The 16621-nt window shown below is 65.5% G+C and carries 15 protein-coding genes; 11 read left to right on the forward strand and 4 right to left on the reverse strand.

Annotation, left to right across the window (positions count from 1 at the left end; all coding sequences use genetic code 11):
- Positions 1-156 precede the first annotated feature (156 nt).
- The 4 genes from CEW88_RS05255 to CEW88_RS24445 all read left to right on the forward strand — a co-directional run bounded on the left by CEW88_RS05255 (position 157) and on the right by CEW88_RS24445 (position 3598).
- Positions 157-1146 (forward strand): Bug family tripartite tricarboxylate transporter substrate binding protein, encoded by a 990-nt coding sequence (locus CEW88_RS05255; RefSeq protein WP_108965011.1) that lies wholly within the window; start codon positions 157-159, stop codon positions 1144-1146.
- 89 nt (positions 1147-1235) lie between these two features.
- Positions 1236-1667, forward strand: a complete 432-nt coding sequence (locus CEW88_RS05260; RefSeq protein ID WP_108965012.1) for a tripartite tricarboxylate transporter TctB family protein — start codon at positions 1236-1238, stop codon at positions 1665-1667.
- Positions 1668-1680: 13 nt separating this feature from the next.
- Complete coding sequence (locus tag CEW88_RS05265) at positions 1681-3219, forward strand: tripartite tricarboxylate transporter permease (RefSeq protein WP_108965013.1); 1539 nt, start codon at positions 1681-1683, stop codon at positions 3217-3219.
- Between the two features lie 202 nt (positions 3220-3421).
- Positions 3422-3598 (forward strand): hypothetical protein, encoded by a 177-nt coding sequence (locus tag CEW88_RS24445; RefSeq protein ID WP_159099563.1) that lies wholly within the window; start codon positions 3422-3424, stop codon positions 3596-3598.
- A 98-nt stretch (positions 3599-3696) separates the two neighbouring features.
- On the opposite strand, the gene CEW88_RS05270 is transcribed toward CEW88_RS24445, so the two are convergent.
- A complete protein-coding gene (locus CEW88_RS05270; RefSeq protein ID WP_108965014.1) occupies positions 3697-4446 on the reverse strand; it encodes a siderophore-interacting protein in 750 nt (249 codons plus the stop codon).
- Positions 4447-4461: 15 nt separating this feature from the next.
- Positions 4462-4983: a PadR family transcriptional regulator gene (locus CEW88_RS05275; protein ID WP_108965015.1), complete on the reverse strand. Its 522-nt coding sequence runs from the start codon at positions 4981-4983 to the stop codon at positions 4462-4464.
- A gap of 180 nt (positions 4984-5163) precedes the next feature.
- Between CEW88_RS05275 and CEW88_RS05280 the strand changes: the two genes are divergently transcribed.
- The 3 genes from CEW88_RS05280 to arsJ are packed head-to-tail and all read left to right on the forward strand — an operon-like array spanning position 5164 to position 8305.
- Positions 5164-6036 carry a helix-turn-helix domain-containing protein gene (locus CEW88_RS05280; RefSeq protein WP_108965016.1) on the forward strand — a complete coding sequence of 291 codons (873 nt, stop codon included), beginning with the start codon at positions 5164-5166 and terminating at the stop codon, positions 6034-6036.
- On the forward strand, positions 6033-7031 hold the full coding sequence (locus CEW88_RS05285) for an ArsJ-associated glyceraldehyde-3-phosphate dehydrogenase (RefSeq protein ID WP_108965017.1): 999 nt from the start codon (positions 6033-6035) through the stop codon (positions 7029-7031). Before CEW88_RS05280 ends, CEW88_RS05285 begins: the two co-directional genes overlap by 4 nt.
- Entirely contained in the window at positions 7028-8305 is a 1278-nt protein-coding gene (arsJ, locus tag CEW88_RS05290; RefSeq protein WP_438839471.1) for an organoarsenical effux MFS transporter ArsJ, read from the forward strand. The genes CEW88_RS05285 and arsJ overlap by 4 nt, the downstream gene beginning before the upstream one ends.
- A 105-nt stretch (positions 8306-8410) precedes the next feature.
- Here arsJ and CEW88_RS05295 read toward each other — a convergent pair whose 3' ends face one another.
- Both CEW88_RS05295 and CEW88_RS05300 read right to left on the reverse strand, forming a co-directional pair.
- The gene (locus CEW88_RS05295; protein WP_108965018.1) at positions 8411-11545 is read right to left on the reverse strand and encodes an efflux RND transporter permease subunit; all 3135 of its coding nucleotides are present in this window, start codon (positions 11543-11545) and stop codon (positions 8411-8413) included.
- Between the two features lie 21 nt (positions 11546-11566).
- A complete protein-coding gene (locus tag CEW88_RS05300; protein WP_108965019.1) occupies positions 11567-12718 on the reverse strand; it encodes an efflux RND transporter periplasmic adaptor subunit in 1152 nt (383 codons plus the stop codon).
- Between the two features lie 262 nt (positions 12719-12980).
- On the opposite strand from CEW88_RS05300, the gene CEW88_RS05305 reads away from it, so the two are divergent.
- Genes CEW88_RS05305 through CEW88_RS05320 form a run of 4 tightly spaced genes read left to right on the forward strand, consistent with a single transcriptional unit; the run spans position 12981 to position 16611 of the window.
- Positions 12981-13967, forward strand: a complete 987-nt coding sequence (locus CEW88_RS05305) for a TRAP transporter substrate-binding protein (RefSeq protein ID WP_108965020.1) — start codon at positions 12981-12983, stop codon at positions 13965-13967.
- A 55-nt stretch (positions 13968-14022) separates the two neighbouring features.
- Positions 14023-14526 carry a TRAP transporter small permease gene (locus CEW88_RS05310; RefSeq protein WP_108965021.1) on the forward strand — a complete coding sequence of 168 codons (504 nt, stop codon included), beginning with the start codon at positions 14023-14025 and terminating at the stop codon, positions 14524-14526.
- Between the two features lies 1 nt (position 14527).
- The gene (locus CEW88_RS05315; RefSeq protein WP_108965022.1) at positions 14528-15805 is read left to right on the forward strand and encodes a TRAP transporter large permease; all 1278 of its coding nucleotides are present in this window, start codon (positions 14528-14530) and stop codon (positions 15803-15805) included.
- Between the two features lie 5 nt (positions 15806-15810).
- The gene (locus CEW88_RS05320) at positions 15811-16611 is read left to right on the forward strand and encodes an NAD-dependent epimerase/dehydratase family protein (protein ID WP_254694443.1); all 801 of its coding nucleotides are present in this window, start codon (positions 15811-15813) and stop codon (positions 16609-16611) included.
- Positions 16612-16621 lie beyond the last annotated feature (10 nt).

Below are 16621 nucleotides of genomic sequence, written 5' to 3' on the forward strand. Positions count from 1 at the left end.
TGCGCGGGAGGGCATCTGACAGGTTCGTGACAGCTTCGAGGCTTAGATACACGTCTTAACCCGCAACCGGGGAGGCTGCAAAGCGCAGTCAGGTTCCGCGGGGAGAAGACGGCGCCGGCGCGTATCGGTTCGGCGGCCGACAATGAGGAGGATACCATGTTTATCAATGCAACCCGCGGCCTGATTGCCGCGACCGTTCTCGGCGTGTCGGCTCTTGCCGCCCAGGCTCAGGACTTCACCCCCGAGAACCCCGAGTGCATCGCGCCCGCCAACCCCGGCGGCGGCTGGGACTTCACCTGCCGCCAGGTCGGCAAGGAGCTTCAGGATCTCGGGCTGATCGGCAAGACCATGCAGGTCGTCAACCTCGCCGGTGGCGGCGGCGGCGTGGCCTTTGCCGAGGTGGTCAACAAGCGCGCGGACGACAATGACCTGATCGTCGCGGCCAGCTCGGCCACCGCGACCCGCCTGGCGCAGGGCGCCTACCCGGGCAACACCACCGACCAGGTGCGCTGGCTGGCCTCGATCGGCGCCGACTACGGCGTGATCGCTGTCTCGGCGGACAGCGAGATCGAGACGCTGCCGCAGCTGCTCGACAAGATCAAGACGGACCCGCGCTCGATCTCCGTGGCCGGCGGCTCGGCCGTGGGCGGCTGGGACCACCTGAAAGTACTGATCGCGGCCTCGGCCTATGGCATCGAGGACGTGCGCACGGTCAAATACGTCGCCTTCGACGGCGGCGGCGAGGCGGTGACCCAGCTGCTCGCGGGCTCGGTGCAGGCCTTCACAGGCGACGCCTCGGAAGCCAAGGGCTTTGTCGACTCGGGGGACATCCGGGTCATCGCCGTGCTCGCACCCGAGCGTCTCGAAGGCGATTTCGCCGACTTCCCGACCGCCAAGGAGCAGGGCGTCGACGCCATCGGCGCGAACTGGCGCGGCTTCTACGCGCCGGGCGGCATGAGCGACGCGGCCTATGACGCCTGGGTCAAGAAGATCGGCGAGCTCTACGCGTCTGACGAGTGGAAGGAAATCATGGCCAACAACGGTCTTGCGCCGCTCGACCTGCAGGGCGCGGACTTCGAGCAGTTCGTCCAGAACAGCGTGAGCGAGATCCAGGACATCTCGCGCGAGATCGGCATCATCAAGTGATCTGATCCCACGCGCGCACCGGCGGGCCCCTGTCACTCCGGGGGCCTGCCGGACATATCTACCCTTCCACGCAAATTTCGGGGGACACCATGAGTGACCGCATCTTCGGCCTTTTCGGCCTGGCGCTCGCCATCTTCTTCGCCTGGGCCGCGCTGCAGATCGAGGAGAGCTTCCTCTCTGACGAGGTCGGACCCAAGGCCTTCCCGCTGATCATCGCCGCCATCCTCGGCTTGTCGTCGATCGTCATCGCGCTCCGGCCCGACGCAGATCCCGAGTGGCCCTCCCTGGGACGGCTCGTCGAGATCCTCGCGGCGGTCGTCGTGATGATCCTCTATGCCGAATTCCTGCCCATCGCGGGCTTCGTCACCGCCACCGCCATGGCATCGGCTTATCTCACCTGGCGCCTCGGCAGCCCGGTGCTGTCGTCGCTGCTGATCGGCGTGCTGACCTCGGTCGGCATCTATGTGGTCTTCCATCTGCTGCTGGGCCTGTCGCTTGCCCGCGGCCCGCTGGGTTTCTGAGGAGGAGGCCGCAATGGACGTTCTTGCCAATCTCGGAGACGGTTTTGCCGTCGCCCTCACCCTGCAGAACCTCGGCCTCGCGCTGCTGGGCTGCTTTCTTGGCACCATCATGGGGGCGCTGCCGGGCCTAGGCCCGTCGAACGGCGTCGCCATTCTGATCCCGCTGGCCTTCACGCTGGGCCTTGGGCCCACGCCTTCGCTGATCTTGCTGACCTCGGTCTATTACGGCGCCATGTACGGCGGGCGGATCAGCTCGATCCTGCTGGGCATTCCCGGCGACGAGCCTGCCATGATGACCGTGCTCGACGGCCACCCGATGGCCAAGAAGGGCATGGCCGGCGAGGCGCTCTCGCTTTCCGGCATCGCCTCCTTCGTCGGGGCCTTCATCGCCACATGGGGCCTGATCCTGCTGGCGCCGCAGCTGGTGAAGATCGCGCTGCTCTTCGGCCCGGCTGAGTATTTCGCGCTCTTCGCGCTCGCCTTCGCGACGCTGGGCGGAGTCTCCTCGACAAACCAGGCGAAGTCGGCCTTTGCCGCCATGCTCGGCCTTGGCCTCGCGATGATCGGTGTCGACACCCAGACCGGCGTGCCGCGCTTCACCTTCGGCGAGGTGCATCTCTATGACGGTCTCGACTTCCTCGTCGCCATCGTCGGCCTCTTCGCGCTGTCGGAAGTGTTCATCTTCCTCGAGCACCGTCACGGCGACGCCGATGCCACCTCGGGTCAGCTGAAGGTCGGCCGTCTGACCCCGCCAATGTCGATGATCAAGCAGTGCACCCCGACCATGCTGCGCACCTCCATCCTCGGTTTCATCGCCGGCGTGCTGCCGGGCGCGGGCGCCTCGCTGGGCTCGTTCATCTCCTACTCGATGGAGAAGCGCCTGGTCGACAAGGAGGGCACCTTCGGCAAGGGAGATCCGCGCGGCGTCGCGGCTCCCGAGGCGGGCAACAACGCCGCCGCCGGCGGTGCGCTGGTGCCGATGCTGGCGCTCGGCGTGCCCGGGTCGGGCACCACGGCGGTGCTGCTCGCGGTGCTGCTGTCGCTGAACATCACCCCGGGGCCGTTGCTCTTTGCCAACAACCCCGACGTGGTCTGGGGCCTGATCGCGGCGCTCTTCATCGCAAACTTCATGCTGCTTGCGCTGAACATCCCGATGGTGGGCATCTTCACCCGCGTGCTGATGGTGCCGCCGCGCATCCTGATGCCGGTGGTGGCGATGGTCAGCTTCGTCGGCATCTACGGCATCTCGGGCTCGAGCTTCGATCTGCTGGTGATGATTGGCTTCGGGGTGATGGGCTGGCTGCTGCGCAAGTTCGACGTGCCGCTGGTGCCGATCATCCTCGGCACGCTGCTCGGCAACACCATGGAGAACAACCTGCGCCGCGCGATCACCATCGACAACGGCAACTGGTTCACGCTTTTCGACAGCCCGCTGTCGTTGACGCTCTGGGCGATCGCCATCATCGGCTTCGTCATGCCGCTGATCGTTGGCCGGCTGGTGCGCGCCAAGATGCACGAGCGTGGCGACGACGAAGGTTCGATCGCCGACTGAGCCGCCGCACCCGAACCCTTGTTTGCCAGCTCCGCGCCGGCCCGTTTCCACGGGCCGGCGCTTTCCGTTTCCAAGGCGGGCGAGGCTGCGTGCCGCAGCGCAGCGTCAAATGCTGCCGCTGCAAAGGCGATGTCGAAAATGAAAATGCGGCATTGTGTCGCCACGGATCCGTGATAGCGTTGATTCCAAGGGAGGAGCTATCATGGAACTTTATCTGATCGGCTTGGCCATTGGCCTTCTCATCATATCTCCGGTGATCGCGCTGATCCTGTTCGCTGGGATCGTCACTCGCAAGCAAGAGCGCCGGACACCGCCGTCGGGCGGCTCGCGGGCGCGGGTCGGCCTGCAGGGATTCGCGGCCCGCTACGCCAAACCCTGATCCCGGTCACGGGCGACGAGCATTGCACAGCAAGAGGCCGGGCGCGGCGTGGCGCCCGGCCTCTGATCTTTGCACGGTAGCCCCTGGCAGGCCCTGTGTCAGTTGAGCGCCTTGTCGCTTGTGCCGGCACCGCCTTTCACCCAGTAGCCCGCGGCCTTGAGCCAGTGCGGCGGATGCTGCCGCTCGTTGAGGAAGTGCAGCTTGAGCGCACGGGCGACCTGTGCTTCGGCGGCGATCCAGACGAAGCCGTGGCCTTCCGGGAGGGTCAGCGCGCGGGCCGCGTCGAGCAGGGTCTCCGGCTCATGCGCCTGAGCAACCGGACGGTGCAGCCAGTGGGGCTTTTGGGTCGCGGCGCTCTCGAAGCGCTGCTCGTCTCCCGGCGCGGGCACCGCCGCGAGGGTGATCGCGGTGACACCCTCGGGCAACTCCTCGATGCGGCGGCCGATGGCGGGCAGGGCGGTCTCGTCCCCGATCAGCAGGTACCAGTCGAAGACCGGTGCGATCACCGCCGAGCCGCGCGGCCCGCCGATGCGCAGCGTGTCTCCGGGGGCGGCACTCTCGGCCCAGTCCGTTGCCGGGCCGGCATCGTGGATGGCGAAGTCGAGCACCAGCGTGCCCGCCTCGGCGTCGTAGCGGCGCGGGGTATAGTCGCGCATCTGCGGCTTGTCGGCCTCGGGGCCGGGGAAGAAAAGCTTGATGTGATCGTCCGCACCGAGGCTGGTGAAGCCGTCGAGCTCGGGCCCGTCCAGCGTGATGCGGATCATGTGAGGGGTGAGTCGTTCGGTCTCGCGCACCCTCAGGGTGCGGCGCTTCAGCTCGTGCTTGTGGCGTGTGATGACATTTTCCATGGGGAGTCCCTGCTGTCAGCTTTCGTCTTGGGGCGCGTCCGGCGTGTCGCCTGCGATGGCCCGGGCGGTGTCTCGTAGCTGCGCGGCAAGCGTGGCGATGAGCGTGTCGTCGGCACCCTCCGCCGCCATCCGGCGGCGCAGGGCAATCTTGATCTCGTCCATGGCGGCAACGATCTCCTTCGGCGCGTTGCCCCGGTGGAAGGCCAGGGGTTTGCGGGCCAACAGGTCGTCCGCCGCTGCGCGGTTGGCTGCGAGAAAGGCCGCGCCCTCGGCGGTCAGCCGGGCGCGCTTTCGACCGCTCTCGTCAGGCTCGACTTGCGCATAGCCCATGTCTTCCAGCCACGACAGGGTGGGGTAGATGACGCCGGGACTGGGGGTGTAGGCGCCGTCGAAGCGCGCATCGATGGCCTTGATCAACTCGTAGCCGTGGCGCGGCTGTTCGGCGATCATCGACAGGATGAGCAGGCGCAACTCGCCGTATTCGAAGAGGCGCCTGGTCCGCCTGCCGCCGCGATGTCCGTCCGTGTCCCGTCGCATGCCCTGTCTCGCGCCCAAATATTTGGGTTAAATTTCGATATATCGGAAGATAGGATATATCTGGAAAAGTGCAAGATGCCGCGAGGGCTCGCTGTCGAGAGGCGCTGGAGATGCGCGTTGCGCGCGCGTGTCATGAAACTGTCACTTCCGCACTCCCTATAATTCATATATTCATGAAATATGGAAAAAGAGATTCCCGACCGCCTCATGACCCTCGGCCACCCGCAGCGGCTGGCGCTGTTCCGGCTGCTCATGCGCCGCTACCCCGACCGCCTGCCGGCCGGCGAGATCGCCGAGGTGCTGGAGGTGAAGGCCAGCACGCTTTCGACCTATCTCGCCGCGCTGATGCGTGCCGGGCTGGTGACCCAGGAACGCGCGGGCACCTCGCTGCTTTACGCGGTCGACATGAAACAGGTGCAGGACACCTTCGACTACCTGCTGCGCGACTGCTGTCGCGGGCGCCCCGAGATCTGCTCCCCGAGCCCGCTTTTCGCACCGGAAGGAACCGCCCCGATGACCACCCAAGGTCCTGACCGCAAATATAACGTCCTGTTCATCTGCACCGGAAATTCCGCGCGGTCGATCTTTGCCGAAACGCTGCTGCGCGAAATCGCCGGTGATCGGTTCAACGCCTATTCGGCGGGGACGAAACCCAGCTCCGAGCTGAACCCCGTTGCCGTCGAACTGCTGCGGCAGAAGGGCCACGACATTGCGGCACTGCGGGCCAAGAATGTCTCGGAATTCTCGGGCGAGGGCGCGCCGGGCCTCGATTTTGTCTTCACCGTCTGCAACCAGGCGGCCAACGAGGACTGCCCGGCCTGGGACGGCCAGCCGATCTCGGGCCATTGGGGTATGCCTGACCCGGTGAAGGCGACCGGCACCGAGGCCGAGAAGATGCTCGCCTTCCAACAGGCCTATGGTGCGCTTAAGCACCGGATCGAGGCCTTCACCGCGCTACCCATTGACCAGCTCGACCGCATCTCGCTGCAGGCTGCTGTCGACAAGATCGCACAGTTCGCCCCGACCCAGACATCCCCGGAAAAAGACGCATGACCACATTTGCCCTGAAGGGCCTCGGCCGCATCGGAAAACTCGCCCTGAAGCCCCTGCTCGAGAAGGGGGCGAAGATCGCCTGGATCAACGACGCCGTGGGCGACCCGGCGATGCACGCGCACCTGCTGGAGTTCGACACGGTGCACGGCCGCTGGAACGCCGAGTTCTCGCACGATGCGCAGAGCGTGACGGTGGATGGCACACGGCTTCCCTTCATTGGCAGCCGTGATCTCTCTGCGCTGCCGCTCGACGGGGTGGACGTGGTCATCGACTGCACCGGGGTCTTCAAGTCCGAGGCGGCGCTCGCGCCCTATTTCGCGGCGGGGGTGAAGAAGGTCGTGGTCTCCGCCCCGGTCAAGGACGGGGCAACCGCCAATATCGTCTACGGCGTCAACGACGGCACCTATGATCCGGCCCGGCACAGCATCGTCACCGCGGCCTCCTGCACCACCAACTGCCTCGCGCCGGTGGTCAAGGTGATCCATGAGAACCTGGGTATAAGGCACGGCTCGATCACGACAATCCACGACGTGACCAACACGCAGACTATCGTCGACCGGCCCGCCAAGGACCTGCGGCGCGCGCGCTCGGCGTTGAACTCGCTGATCCCCACGACCACCGGTTCGGCCACCGCGATCACCCTGATCTACCCCGAGCTGAAAGGGCGGCTGAACGGCCACGCGGTGCGGGTGCCGCTGCTCAACGCTTCGCTGACCGACTGTGTCTTCGAGGTGGAGCGCGCGACCAGCGCCGCGGAGGTGAACGCGCTTTTCGAGGCGGCGTCGAAGGGCGCGCTGAAGGGCATCCTCGGCTACGAAGAGCGCCCGCTGGTTTCGTCGGATTACACCAACGACACCCGCAGCGCGATCATCGACGCGCCCTCGACCATGGTGGTGAACGGCACGCAGGTGAAGGTTTACGCCTGGTACGACAACGAGATGGGCTACGCGCACAGGCTGGTGGACGTGGCGCTGATGGTCGGGGGGCGGCTGTGAGCGTGCAGGCCGAAGGCAGGCCCGAGGGGCTTTCGGCCTATGTCGCCGTCACCGCCGCCTACTGGGCCTTCATGCTCACCGACGGCGCGCTGCGCATGCTGGTGCTGCTGCATTTCCACAGCTTGGGCTTCAGCCCGGTGCAACTGGCCTATCTCTTCGTGCTCTACGAGATCGCCGGGATGGTCACCAACCTCTCGGCGGGCTGGATCGCGGCGCGCTTCGGGCTGACCTCGACGCTCTACGCGGGGCTCGGGTTGCAGGTGGCGGCGCTGCTGGCGCTGACGCAGCTCGACCCTTCGTGGAGCATCGGCGCCTCGGTCGTCTTCGTCATGTGCGTGCAGGGTGCCTCGGGGGTCGCCAAGGACTTGGCCAAGATGTCCTCGAAGTCGGCAGTCAAGCTGCTGGCGCCCTCGGAACGGGGCGGGCTCTTCCGTTGGGTCGCGGTGCTCACCGGCTCGAAGAACGCGGTGAAGGGGGTCGGCTTTTTGCTCGGGGCGGCGCTGCTGGCGTCGCTTGGCTTCAAATGGGCGGTGCTGGCCATGGCGCTGGTGCTTGCGGTGATCCTCATGGCGGTCTGCGTCTTCATGCCCGGCGGCTTGCCGAAGGGCCGCAAGGGAGCGAAATTCTCCGAGGTCTTCTCGAAGTCGGCCAACGTCAACTGGCTGTCGGCGGCGCGGGTGTTCCTTTTCGGCGCGCGCGACGTGTGGTTCGTGGTCGGCATCCCGATTTATTTCTACGCGGTGCTCTCGGACGGAAGCGAAGAGGGCAACCGCGCGGCCTTTTTCATGATCGGCACCTTCATGGCAGTCTGGATCATCCTTTACGGCGCGGTGCAGGCGGCGGCGCCGCGCATCCTGCGCGCCAAGACCCGCCCCGAGGCCGAGCTGATCCGAGCCGCGCGGGGTTGGGCGGCGGCGCTCTTCGTGGTGCCGGCTGCGCTGACCGTGGCGGTGCTGCTCTCGCCCGGGCCGCAAATGTGGCTGACGGTGGTGGTGGTCGTCGGCCTGCTGGTCTTCGGCGCGATCTTCGCGGTGAACTCCTCGCTGCATTCCTACCTGATCCTGGCGTTCACCAAGTCCGAGCGGGTGACAATGGACGTCGGCTTTTACTACATGGCCAATGCCGGAGGGCGACTGATCGGCACGCTGCTCTCGGGACTGACCTATCAGCTCGGAGGCCTGCCGCTGGTGTTGGGCACGGCGGCGGGAATGGTGGCGCTGGCAGCGCTGGTCTCGGGGCGGCTGAGCGCCGAAGTGCATGAGGTGGCGGTCTAGGCGCGCGACCGGCGGCTTCGACTTGTCCCGCTCGGGTAAGGTGCTGATCGAAATCTACAAAGGCCCGGGCGCTGTGCCCGGGCCTTTCCTGATTGCCACGACGTCTCACACCACCGGCGGCGTCCGTCCCCGGTGGATTTTCTCGCGCAGCCCCTGGATGATCTTGAAGAACACCGGCCCGAAGATCGCCCCCAGCACCGCTGAGGCGATCGCCCCGCCGAACACCGCGAGGCCCAGCGACACCCGGCTCGCCGAGCCCGCACCCGAGGCGATGACCAGCGGGTAGACCCCGACCGCGAAGGCCAGCACCGTCATCATCACCGGGCGGAAACGCAGCCGCGCCGATTGCATCGCCGCCTCGTGCAGTTCCAGCTCCGCCGCCTCGCGCTGCTGCTTGCCGAACTCGACGATCAGGATCGCCGTCTTCGCCGCCAGCGCGATCAGCATCAGAAGGCCGATCTGCCCGTAGAGACTGAGCGGTTCACCCGCGATCCTCAGCGAGACCAAAGCCCCCAGCACCGCGAAGGGCACGGTGAGCAGCACCGCGACTGGCGTCAGGAAGCTTTCGTAGAGCGCCGCGAGGAACAGGAAGGTGAACACGAGGCTCAGCCCCAGCGCGATCGGCACCGCGTTGCCCGAGGCGCGCTCTTCGCGCGACGAGCCGGTCCATTCGTAGCGGAACCCCTCGGGAAGGGCGGTTCCGGCGACCGTCTCGAAACTGTCCATCGCATTGCCGGTGCTGAAGCCGCCGGCGGAGTTGGGAATGCCGGTGACCGTGGCCGAGTTGTAGGTGTTGTAGCGATAGAGCACGTCCGGCCCGGTGGTGGGCACCGGGGTGATCACTGTCGAGAGCGGCACCATGCCGCCCTCGCTGTTGCGCACGTAGAGTGTGTCAAAGGCGCGCTCGTTCTGGCGGAACTCGGCGTCGGACTGGATCATCACCTTGTAGGACTGGCCAAAGACGTTGAAGTCGTTGATGTAGAGCGCCCCAAGCTGGGCCTGAAGCGTCAGGAAGATGTCAGAGATCTGCACCCCCAGCGTCTTTGCCCGCACCCGGTCGATGTCGAGGAAGAGCTGTGGCGCGTCGGCCTTGAAGGTGGAATAGGCCAGCGCGATCTCGTCGGCGCCATTGGCGGCGGCGAGGAAGCTTTGCAGCGCCGCGGTCATTTCGTCGGGCCCGCGCCCCTGCGTGTCCTCGAGCACAAAGGAAAGACCCTCGACCGCGCCGATGCCCGGCAGCGCGGGCGCACCGAAGATGATCGTCTTTGCCTCCGGCATGTCGGCGAACTGTTGGGTGAACTTGCGCTGCAGGAAGGCTTGGCTGCTTTCCTCGGTGGTGCGCTCGCTCCACTCCTTGAGCTTGACGATGATCATCCCCGCGTTCGACTGCAGCGCCGAGTTGAGGATCGAGTAGCCATTCACCGAGAGCACGTTTTCGACCGCCTCATCCTCTCCGAGCGCGTCGGTGAGCCGGTCCATGATCACCTCGGTGCGGTTCAAAGACGCGCCCGAGGGCAGTTGCACGTCGACCATGAAGAAGCCCTTGTCCTCGGTCGGGATGAAGCTGGTCGGCGTGGTGGTAAAGAGCGTGTACATGGCGAAGAACAGCGCCGCGACGATGGCGATCGCGATGAGTGCGTGCTTGGCGAGGAAATCGACGATGGCGCTGTAGACCCGGGTCACCCAGTCGAACCCCTTGTTGAAACCACGGATGACGAAGTTCGGATGCATCCCCGGCTTCATCAGCACCGAAGCCAGCGCCGGGCTGAGCGTTAGCGCGTTGACCATGGAGATCAGCACCGAGACGGTGAGCGTCGCGCCGAACTGGCTGAACATGCGCCCGGTGATGCCGGGCAGCAGCAGCGTCGGCCCGAAGACCGCCGCAAGCACCAGAGAGGTTGCGACGATCGGCCCCGTCACCTCTGCCATGGCGCGTTTGGTCGCCTCGACCGAGCCGATCTCGGGGTGCTCGTGCAGGATGCGCTCGACGTTCTCGACGACGATGATGGCATCGTCCACCACCAGCGCGATGGCGAGGATGAGTGCAAAGAGCGTCACCGTGTTGATCGTCATGCCGAAGGCGTAGAGCACCGCCAATGTGCCGATGATCGACACTGGCACGGCGATCGTCGGGATCAGCGTCGCCCTTACCGAGCCGAGGAAGATGTAGGTCACCGCCACCACGAGCAGGATGGTGAAGATCATGGTGATCACCGTCTCTTCGAGCGAGGCCTCGATGAAAAGCGTGGTGTCATGGCCGATGACGTAATCGACCCCTTCGGGGAAGTACTGCTTCAGCTCCTCCATCTTCTCGCGCACCGCCTCGGCCACCTCGAGCGAGTTCGCCTCGCTCAGCTTGTAGACCGCCAGCAGCACGCCGGGCTGGTTGTTGAACTCGCCGTAGCCCTTGTAGGCAAAGGCCCCGAGCTCGATCCGCGACACGTCGCGCAGGCGCACCACCGAGCCCGCGTCATTGGCGGACAGGATGATATCGCCGAACTCCTCTTCGGTTTCGAGCCGGCCCTTGGTGGTCAGCACGTATTGGAACTGGGTGTCCTCCGCGGCCGGGGCGGCGCCGAGCGAGCCGACGGCAGCCTGCACGTTCTGCTCCTTCACCGCCGCGACGATCTCGTTGACCGTAAGATTGTGGTTGGCCATCTGCACCGGGTCGAGCCAGGCCCGCATGCCGTAGTCCAGCGCGCCGATGTTCTCGGCGGCGCCGACACCGGTGATGCGCGCCAGCTCGCCCTCGACGTTGATCGAGGCGTAGTTCGACAGGAAGAGCCCGTCGAAGCGCCCGTCGGGCGAGATGATGTCGACCACCATCAGGATGTCGGGATTGCGCTTTCGCACCCGGATGCCGCGCTGGCGCACCTCTGCGGGCAGAGAGGGTTCGGCCAGCGCCACCCGGTTCTGCACGTCGACCTGCGCCAGATCGGCGTCGACGCCGGTCTCGAAGGTCACGGTCAGCGTGTAGGAGCCGTCCGAGGCGGCCTTGGATTCCATGTAGGCCATGCCCTCGGCGCCGTTCACCTCGTCCTCAATGGGCGCGGCGACAGCCTGCAACAGGGTTGCCGCGTCGGCGCCGGGGTAGTTCGCGCGGACCACGACCTTGGGCGAGGTGATGTCGGGATACTGGTCGATGGGCATCACGGTCAGGGTCAGTAGACCGAACAGCGTGATGAGCATGGAAAGGACAAAGGCGAACTTGGGTCGCCTGATGAAAAATAGAGGTCCCATGAAATTCTCCGCTGCCGGGGCTCAGCTGTCGTAGGGTTGCGGCGAGACTGTGAGGCCGGGACGCATGCTTTGCAGGCCTTCCACGACCACCTGCTCGCCATCCGCGAGACCTTCGGTGATGGTCCAGTTGGCGCCGCTGCGGACGCCGACGCTGATGGTGCGGCGCTCGACGGTGTTGTCTTCGCCGACAACCCAGACGAAGTGGCCCTGCTGGTCGAGGCTCACCGCCCGCTGCGGGATCAGCGGGGCCTGGATCGGCTCGATCACCTGACCGCGGATGGTCACGTTCTGACCCGGCAGAAGCACCCCATGGGGGTTGGGAAAGAGCACGCGGGCCGCGATCGTGCCGGTGCTGGCCGCGCCGGTGTTGTCCCAGTTCTCGAAGGTGCCCTTCTCGGGATAGACCTCGCCGCCGGGCAGGATGGCCTCGAGTTCGAGCGGCGGGATCGATCCGCCAGCCTCCTGGATCTCGAGCCGCTTGGCGAGGAAGCCGAAGTAGTTCGACTGGTCGACCAGCCCGACCGCGTAGATCGGATCGAGCGAGACGATGGTCGCGATGTAGGGGGGTTGGGTCGGATCTCCCACGGTGAAGAGATCGCCGACGGAATAGTTCGGCGCCGAGATACGGCCGCTGAAGGGCGCATAGACCTTGGTGTCCGCAAGGTCTTCCTCTGCCTGCGCGATCTGCGCGCTGGCCACGTCGACCTGGGCCTGCGCCACGTCTGCCTGAGCCTGCGCATATTCGACCTCGCGCTGCGAGACGGTGTTGCTCTGCGAGAGCTGGGTGGCTCGGTCGAGGTCGAGATCCGCCTTGATCGCCGCCGCTTCGGCCTGTTTCAGCGCGGCGTGCGCCTGCGCAAGGGCGATACGGTAATGAGTCTCGTCCATCTCCACCAGCAGATCGCCCTTTTCGACAAAGTCGCCGGCGGTGATGTGCATCGCGGTGATCTGCGCTTGCACCGTCGGGCGGACCGACGCGGTGTTGAGTGCCTCGATGCGCGCCGGATGGGTGAACGAGGGGCGAATGCTTTGCGTCTCGACCGTCTGGACGAGGACCGTGGGGCCGGGGGCCTCGGCGGTGTCCTGCGCGAGCGAAGGGGTGGCAGTCGTGGAGGCAAGAATAAACGCGCACAGAGCGACAGCCGAAAACGATTCAATCAGTCTAAAGAACATATCAATGGTCCTTCCAAGGACGGATCTATGCCCCTGAGCTTACACGATATGAACGAAATAGCGACAACCTCTGCACCCAAGGCGCGAGCTTCCGCGCATGTCCAAGTATTCGGGATTGAATTTATACAAGGTGCTTTCTGGAGGTCGGTTTGTGTCTCGGCGCGCCCGACGCACTCTTGTCATACGAAATTATTGACAGTCATCATACAACTCATTCATAACCGCCGCGTAACGTCATACGCATCTATGGGAGGAGAGGATGATGTACTTCACCAAGACCAAAACGGCCCTGGTCGCGGCGACCGCGCTGTGCGGGCTGCTGGCAGGGGCGGCACAGGCAGAGACCTGGCGTGCCTGGGCGATCCACCCCGAGGATTATCCGAACGTGGTCGCCATGCAGCAGTTTGCAGACGAGGTGACCGAAAAGACCGAGGGTCGGATCGAGCCGACCGTCTACGCCAACGGCGTGCTAGGCGCGCAGCCCGATGCGATTGAACAGGTCCGTGCCGGCGCCATCGCGGTGGGGAACTTCAACATGGGCCCGATGGGCGAGATCGTCCCGGCGACCAACGTGCTGTCGCTGCCCTTCATCTTCCGCGACGTGGACCACATGCACAAGGCGATGGACGGCGAGATCGGCCAGCGCTTCTCGGATGCGCTCTCGGAAGAGGGGCTGGTTGCCCTGTCATGGATGGATAGCGGCTCGCGCTCGTTCTACAACACCAAGCACCCGATCGAGACACCCGCCGACATGGACGGCATGAAGTTCCGGGTGATGAGCAACGATCTTTACGTGCAGATGGTCGACCAGCTGGGCGGCAACGCAACGCCCATGGCTTATGGCGAGGTCTACCAGTCGCTGAAGACCGGCGTGATCGACGGCGCCGAGAACAACTACCCGTCGTTCGAGAGCTCGAACCACTACGAGGTGGCCAAGTACTACTCGATCACCAACCACCTGATCATCCCCGAGTGCATCTGCGTCTCGACCAAGGTCTGGGACAAGGTCTCGGACGAGGACAAGGCGATCGTCACCGAGGCGGCGGTTTCGGCGGCGGAAACCCAGCGCGAGCTCTGGGCTGAGCGCGAGGGCGCCTCGAAGCAGAAGGTGATCGATAGCGGCGTGACTGTGAACGAGGTCACCGACGCGGCGGCGTTCCAGGCGGCGATGGAGCCGGTCTACGCCAAGTTCATCGAGAGCAACCCGGATCTGGAAGGCCTGATCCGCGACATCCAAGCGATCGAGTGATCTGAAGCAGGCTCAGGCGTGTCCCCGCGGGGACACGCCCATTCCGGGAGAGACCATGGCACAGAGCCACGTGGCCGGGGCAGGGGCCGTCTATCGCCTGCTCGACCTGCTAGCGCGGGTCTGCGTGACGGTGGCCGGAACCGGCCTCGTCCTCCTGATCGCCATCTTCGGCTGGCTGGTCTGGGGGCGCTACATCCTGAACGACACCCCCACCTGGGTCGAGCAGCTGGCGCTGCTCCTCGTGGTCTGGATCACCTTTCTCGGGGCTGCGGCGGGCGTCTGGGGCCGCACCCACCTCTCGGTGGATTTCCTGCGCGACGCCTTTCCCGGCCCGATCGCCATGGCGATGAAATGGCTCGCGCTCGTCGGCGTGCTGATCTTCGCGCTCTGCCTCGGCTGGCAGGGCTACATCCTGGCCGAGAACACCTGGGCCCGCACCGTGCCGATGCTCGGTATCTCCGAGGGCCTGCGCGCCGTGCCGATGGCCATCTGCGGCGCTCTGAGCGCGCTTTTCACCCTCTATCAAATGGCCGAGCTGGCAAAGGGTCGCGGGTACTGACATGGGTTTGATCATTCTTTTCGGGACTTTCGGCTTTGGTCTCATCTGCGGCATGCCGGTGGCCTTCGCACTGGGCCTCGCTGCGGTCAGCGGCTTCGTTTACGAGGGTTTGCCGCTCTTCATCGCCTTCCAGCGGGTGCTCTCGGGCATCTCTGTCTTCTCGCTGCTGGCCATCCCCTTCTTCATCTTCGCCGGCGAGCTGATGATGCATGGCGGCATCGCCGGGCGGCTGGTGCGGCTGGCCTCTTCGGCGGTGGGCGCGATGCGCGGCGGGCTGGGCGTGGTCAACGTCGCCTCATCCATGCTCTTCGGCGGCATTTCGGGCTCGGCAGTGGCCGACACCTCGGCGCTGGGATCGATCCTCATCCCAGTGATGAAGGAAAAGGGCTATGACCCCGACTACGCGGTGAACGTCACGGTGACCTCCTCGGTGGCGGGCGTGGTGATCCCGCCGTCGCACAACATGATCCTCTTTGCCGTGGCGGCGGGCGGCGTGTCGGTCTCGAAACTGTTCATCGCAGGCGTCATCCCCGGCATCCTGATGTGCCTCTGCCTCGGCATCGTGGCCTATGCGGTGGCCGTGCGCCGCGGTTACCCGGCTGAAACCTTTCCGGGATGGAAGGCGCTCGGCCTGTCCTTCGTTGTCGCCCTGCCGGGGCTGATGACCGCGATCATCGTGGTGGGCGGCGTGCTCTCGGGCGTCATGACGGTCACAGAGTCCGGCGCTTTCGGCGCGATCTGGGCCATCCTCGTGACCACCTTCGTCTACCGCGAGCTGAGCTGGGCGGGCTTCAAGACCGCCGTCGTCAGCTCGGTGCGCACGACGGCGCTGGTGATGCTGCTGGTGGCGACGGCCTCGGCCTTTTCCTACCTGCTGACCCTCTACCGGGTGCCCGAGCTGCTGGCGGGCGCGGTCACCGGGATTTCCGACAACCCCTTGGTGATCCTGCTGCTGCTGAACCTGATCTTGCTGGTGCTCGGGATGATCATGGACATGGCGGCGCTGATCCTGATCTGCACGCCGATCTTCCTGCCCGTCGCGGTGGGGCTCGGCATGGACCCGGTGCAATTCGGCGTGGTGATGATGATGAACCTCGGCCTTGGCCTCTGCACCCCGCCGGTGGGCGCCTGCCTCTTCGTGGGCTGCGTCGTCGGCGGCGTGCGGATCGAACAGGCGGTGAAGACGATCCTGCCATTCTACGCGGCGATCCTCGTGGCGCTGATGCTGGTGACATATGTGCCCGCCTTCTCCATGTTCCTGCCAAGCCTGATGGAGTGAGAGACATGATGATGAAACGTATCCTGATTACCGGCGCGGCGGGCCAGCTTGGCACCATCCTGCGCGAGACGCTGAAGCCCCACGCCGAGGAGCTGCGCCTGTCGGACATCACCGAGATCACCGACCTTGGCGCCAACGAGAGCTTCGTGCCCTGCGACATCGCCGACGGCGACGCGGTCAAGGCGTTGGTCGAGGGCTGCGACGGGGTGGTGCACCTTGGCGGCATATCGGTGGAAAAGAACTTCGACCTGATCGAGGCGGCCAACCTGCGCGGCGTCTACAATCTCTACCAGGCGGCGCGGATGCACGGCATGCCCCGGATCATCTTTGCCAGCTCCAACCACACCATTGGCTACTATCGGCAGGAAGAGCGGCTGAAGCACACCGACCCGTTCAAGCCCGACGGGCTCTACGGCGTGTCGAAGATCTTCGGCGAGGCGGTGGCCAGCCTCTACCACGACAAGTTCGGGCAGGAGAGCGCATTGGTGCGCATCGGCTCCTGCACCCCCAAGCCCGAGAACTGGCGGATGCTGTCGACCTGGCTCAGCCCGCGCGATTTCACCTCGCTGATCATGGCCGCCTTCACCGCGCCGCGGCTCGGCTGCACCGTGGTCTGGGGGCAATCGGCGAACGACATGGGCTGGTGGGACAATTCCCACGCCGCCTTCCTCGGCTGGGTGCCGCAGGACAATTCCCAGGACTATGCCGAGGAAATCCGCCGCTCCGTGCCGCGCCCCGGACCCGAGGACTCGGTGGCGAAATACCAGGGCGGCGTCTTCACCGACGAGCCCATTCACCAAAGCTGACACATCCCCG

Source organism: Alloyangia pacifica (genome assembly GCF_003111685.1).
Taxonomy (GTDB): Bacteria; Pseudomonadota; Alphaproteobacteria; order Rhodobacterales; family Rhodobacteraceae; genus Salipiger; species Salipiger pacificus_A.

Coding starts and splice junctions, on each gene's coding strand:
- CEW88_RS05310 (WP_108965021.1), top strand. CDS start 14,023: ATGGCACAGAGCCACGTGGCCGGGGCAGGGGCCGTCTATCGCCTGCTC.
- CEW88_RS05300 (WP_108965019.1), bottom strand. CDS start 12,718: ATGTTCTTTAGACTGATTGAATCGTTTTCGGCTGTCGCTCTGTGCGCG.
- CEW88_RS05255 (WP_108965011.1), top strand. CDS start 157: ATGTTTATCAATGCAACCCGCGGCCTGATTGCCGCGACCGTTCTCGGC.
- CEW88_RS05285 (WP_108965017.1), top strand. CDS start 6,033: ATGACCACATTTGCCCTGAAGGGCCTCGGCCGCATCGGAAAACTCGCC.
- CEW88_RS05320 (WP_254694443.1), top strand. CDS start 15,811: ATGATGATGAAACGTATCCTGATTACCGGCGCGGCGGGCCAGCTTGGC.
- CEW88_RS05280 (WP_108965016.1), top strand. CDS start 5,164: ATGGAAAAAGAGATTCCCGACCGCCTCATGACCCTCGGCCACCCGCAG.
- CEW88_RS05315 (WP_108965022.1), top strand. CDS start 14,528: ATGGGTTTGATCATTCTTTTCGGGACTTTCGGCTTTGGTCTCATCTGC.
- CEW88_RS05275 (WP_108965015.1), bottom strand. CDS start 4,983: ATGCGACGGGACACGGACGGACATCGCGGCGGCAGGCGGACCAGGCGC.
- CEW88_RS05260 (WP_108965012.1), top strand. CDS start 1,236: ATGAGTGACCGCATCTTCGGCCTTTTCGGCCTGGCGCTCGCCATCTTC.
- CEW88_RS05295 (WP_108965018.1), bottom strand. CDS start 11,545: ATGGGACCTCTATTTTTCATCAGGCGACCCAAGTTCGCCTTTGTCCTT.
- CEW88_RS05265 (WP_108965013.1), top strand. CDS start 1,681: ATGGACGTTCTTGCCAATCTCGGAGACGGTTTTGCCGTCGCCCTCACC.
- CEW88_RS24445 (WP_159099563.1), top strand. CDS start 3,422: ATGGAACTTTATCTGATCGGCTTGGCCATTGGCCTTCTCATCATATCT.
- CEW88_RS05305 (WP_108965020.1), top strand. CDS start 12,981: ATGTACTTCACCAAGACCAAAACGGCCCTGGTCGCGGCGACCGCGCTG.
- CEW88_RS05270 (WP_108965014.1), bottom strand. CDS start 4,446: ATGGAAAATGTCATCACACGCCACAAGCACGAGCTGAAGCGCCGCACC.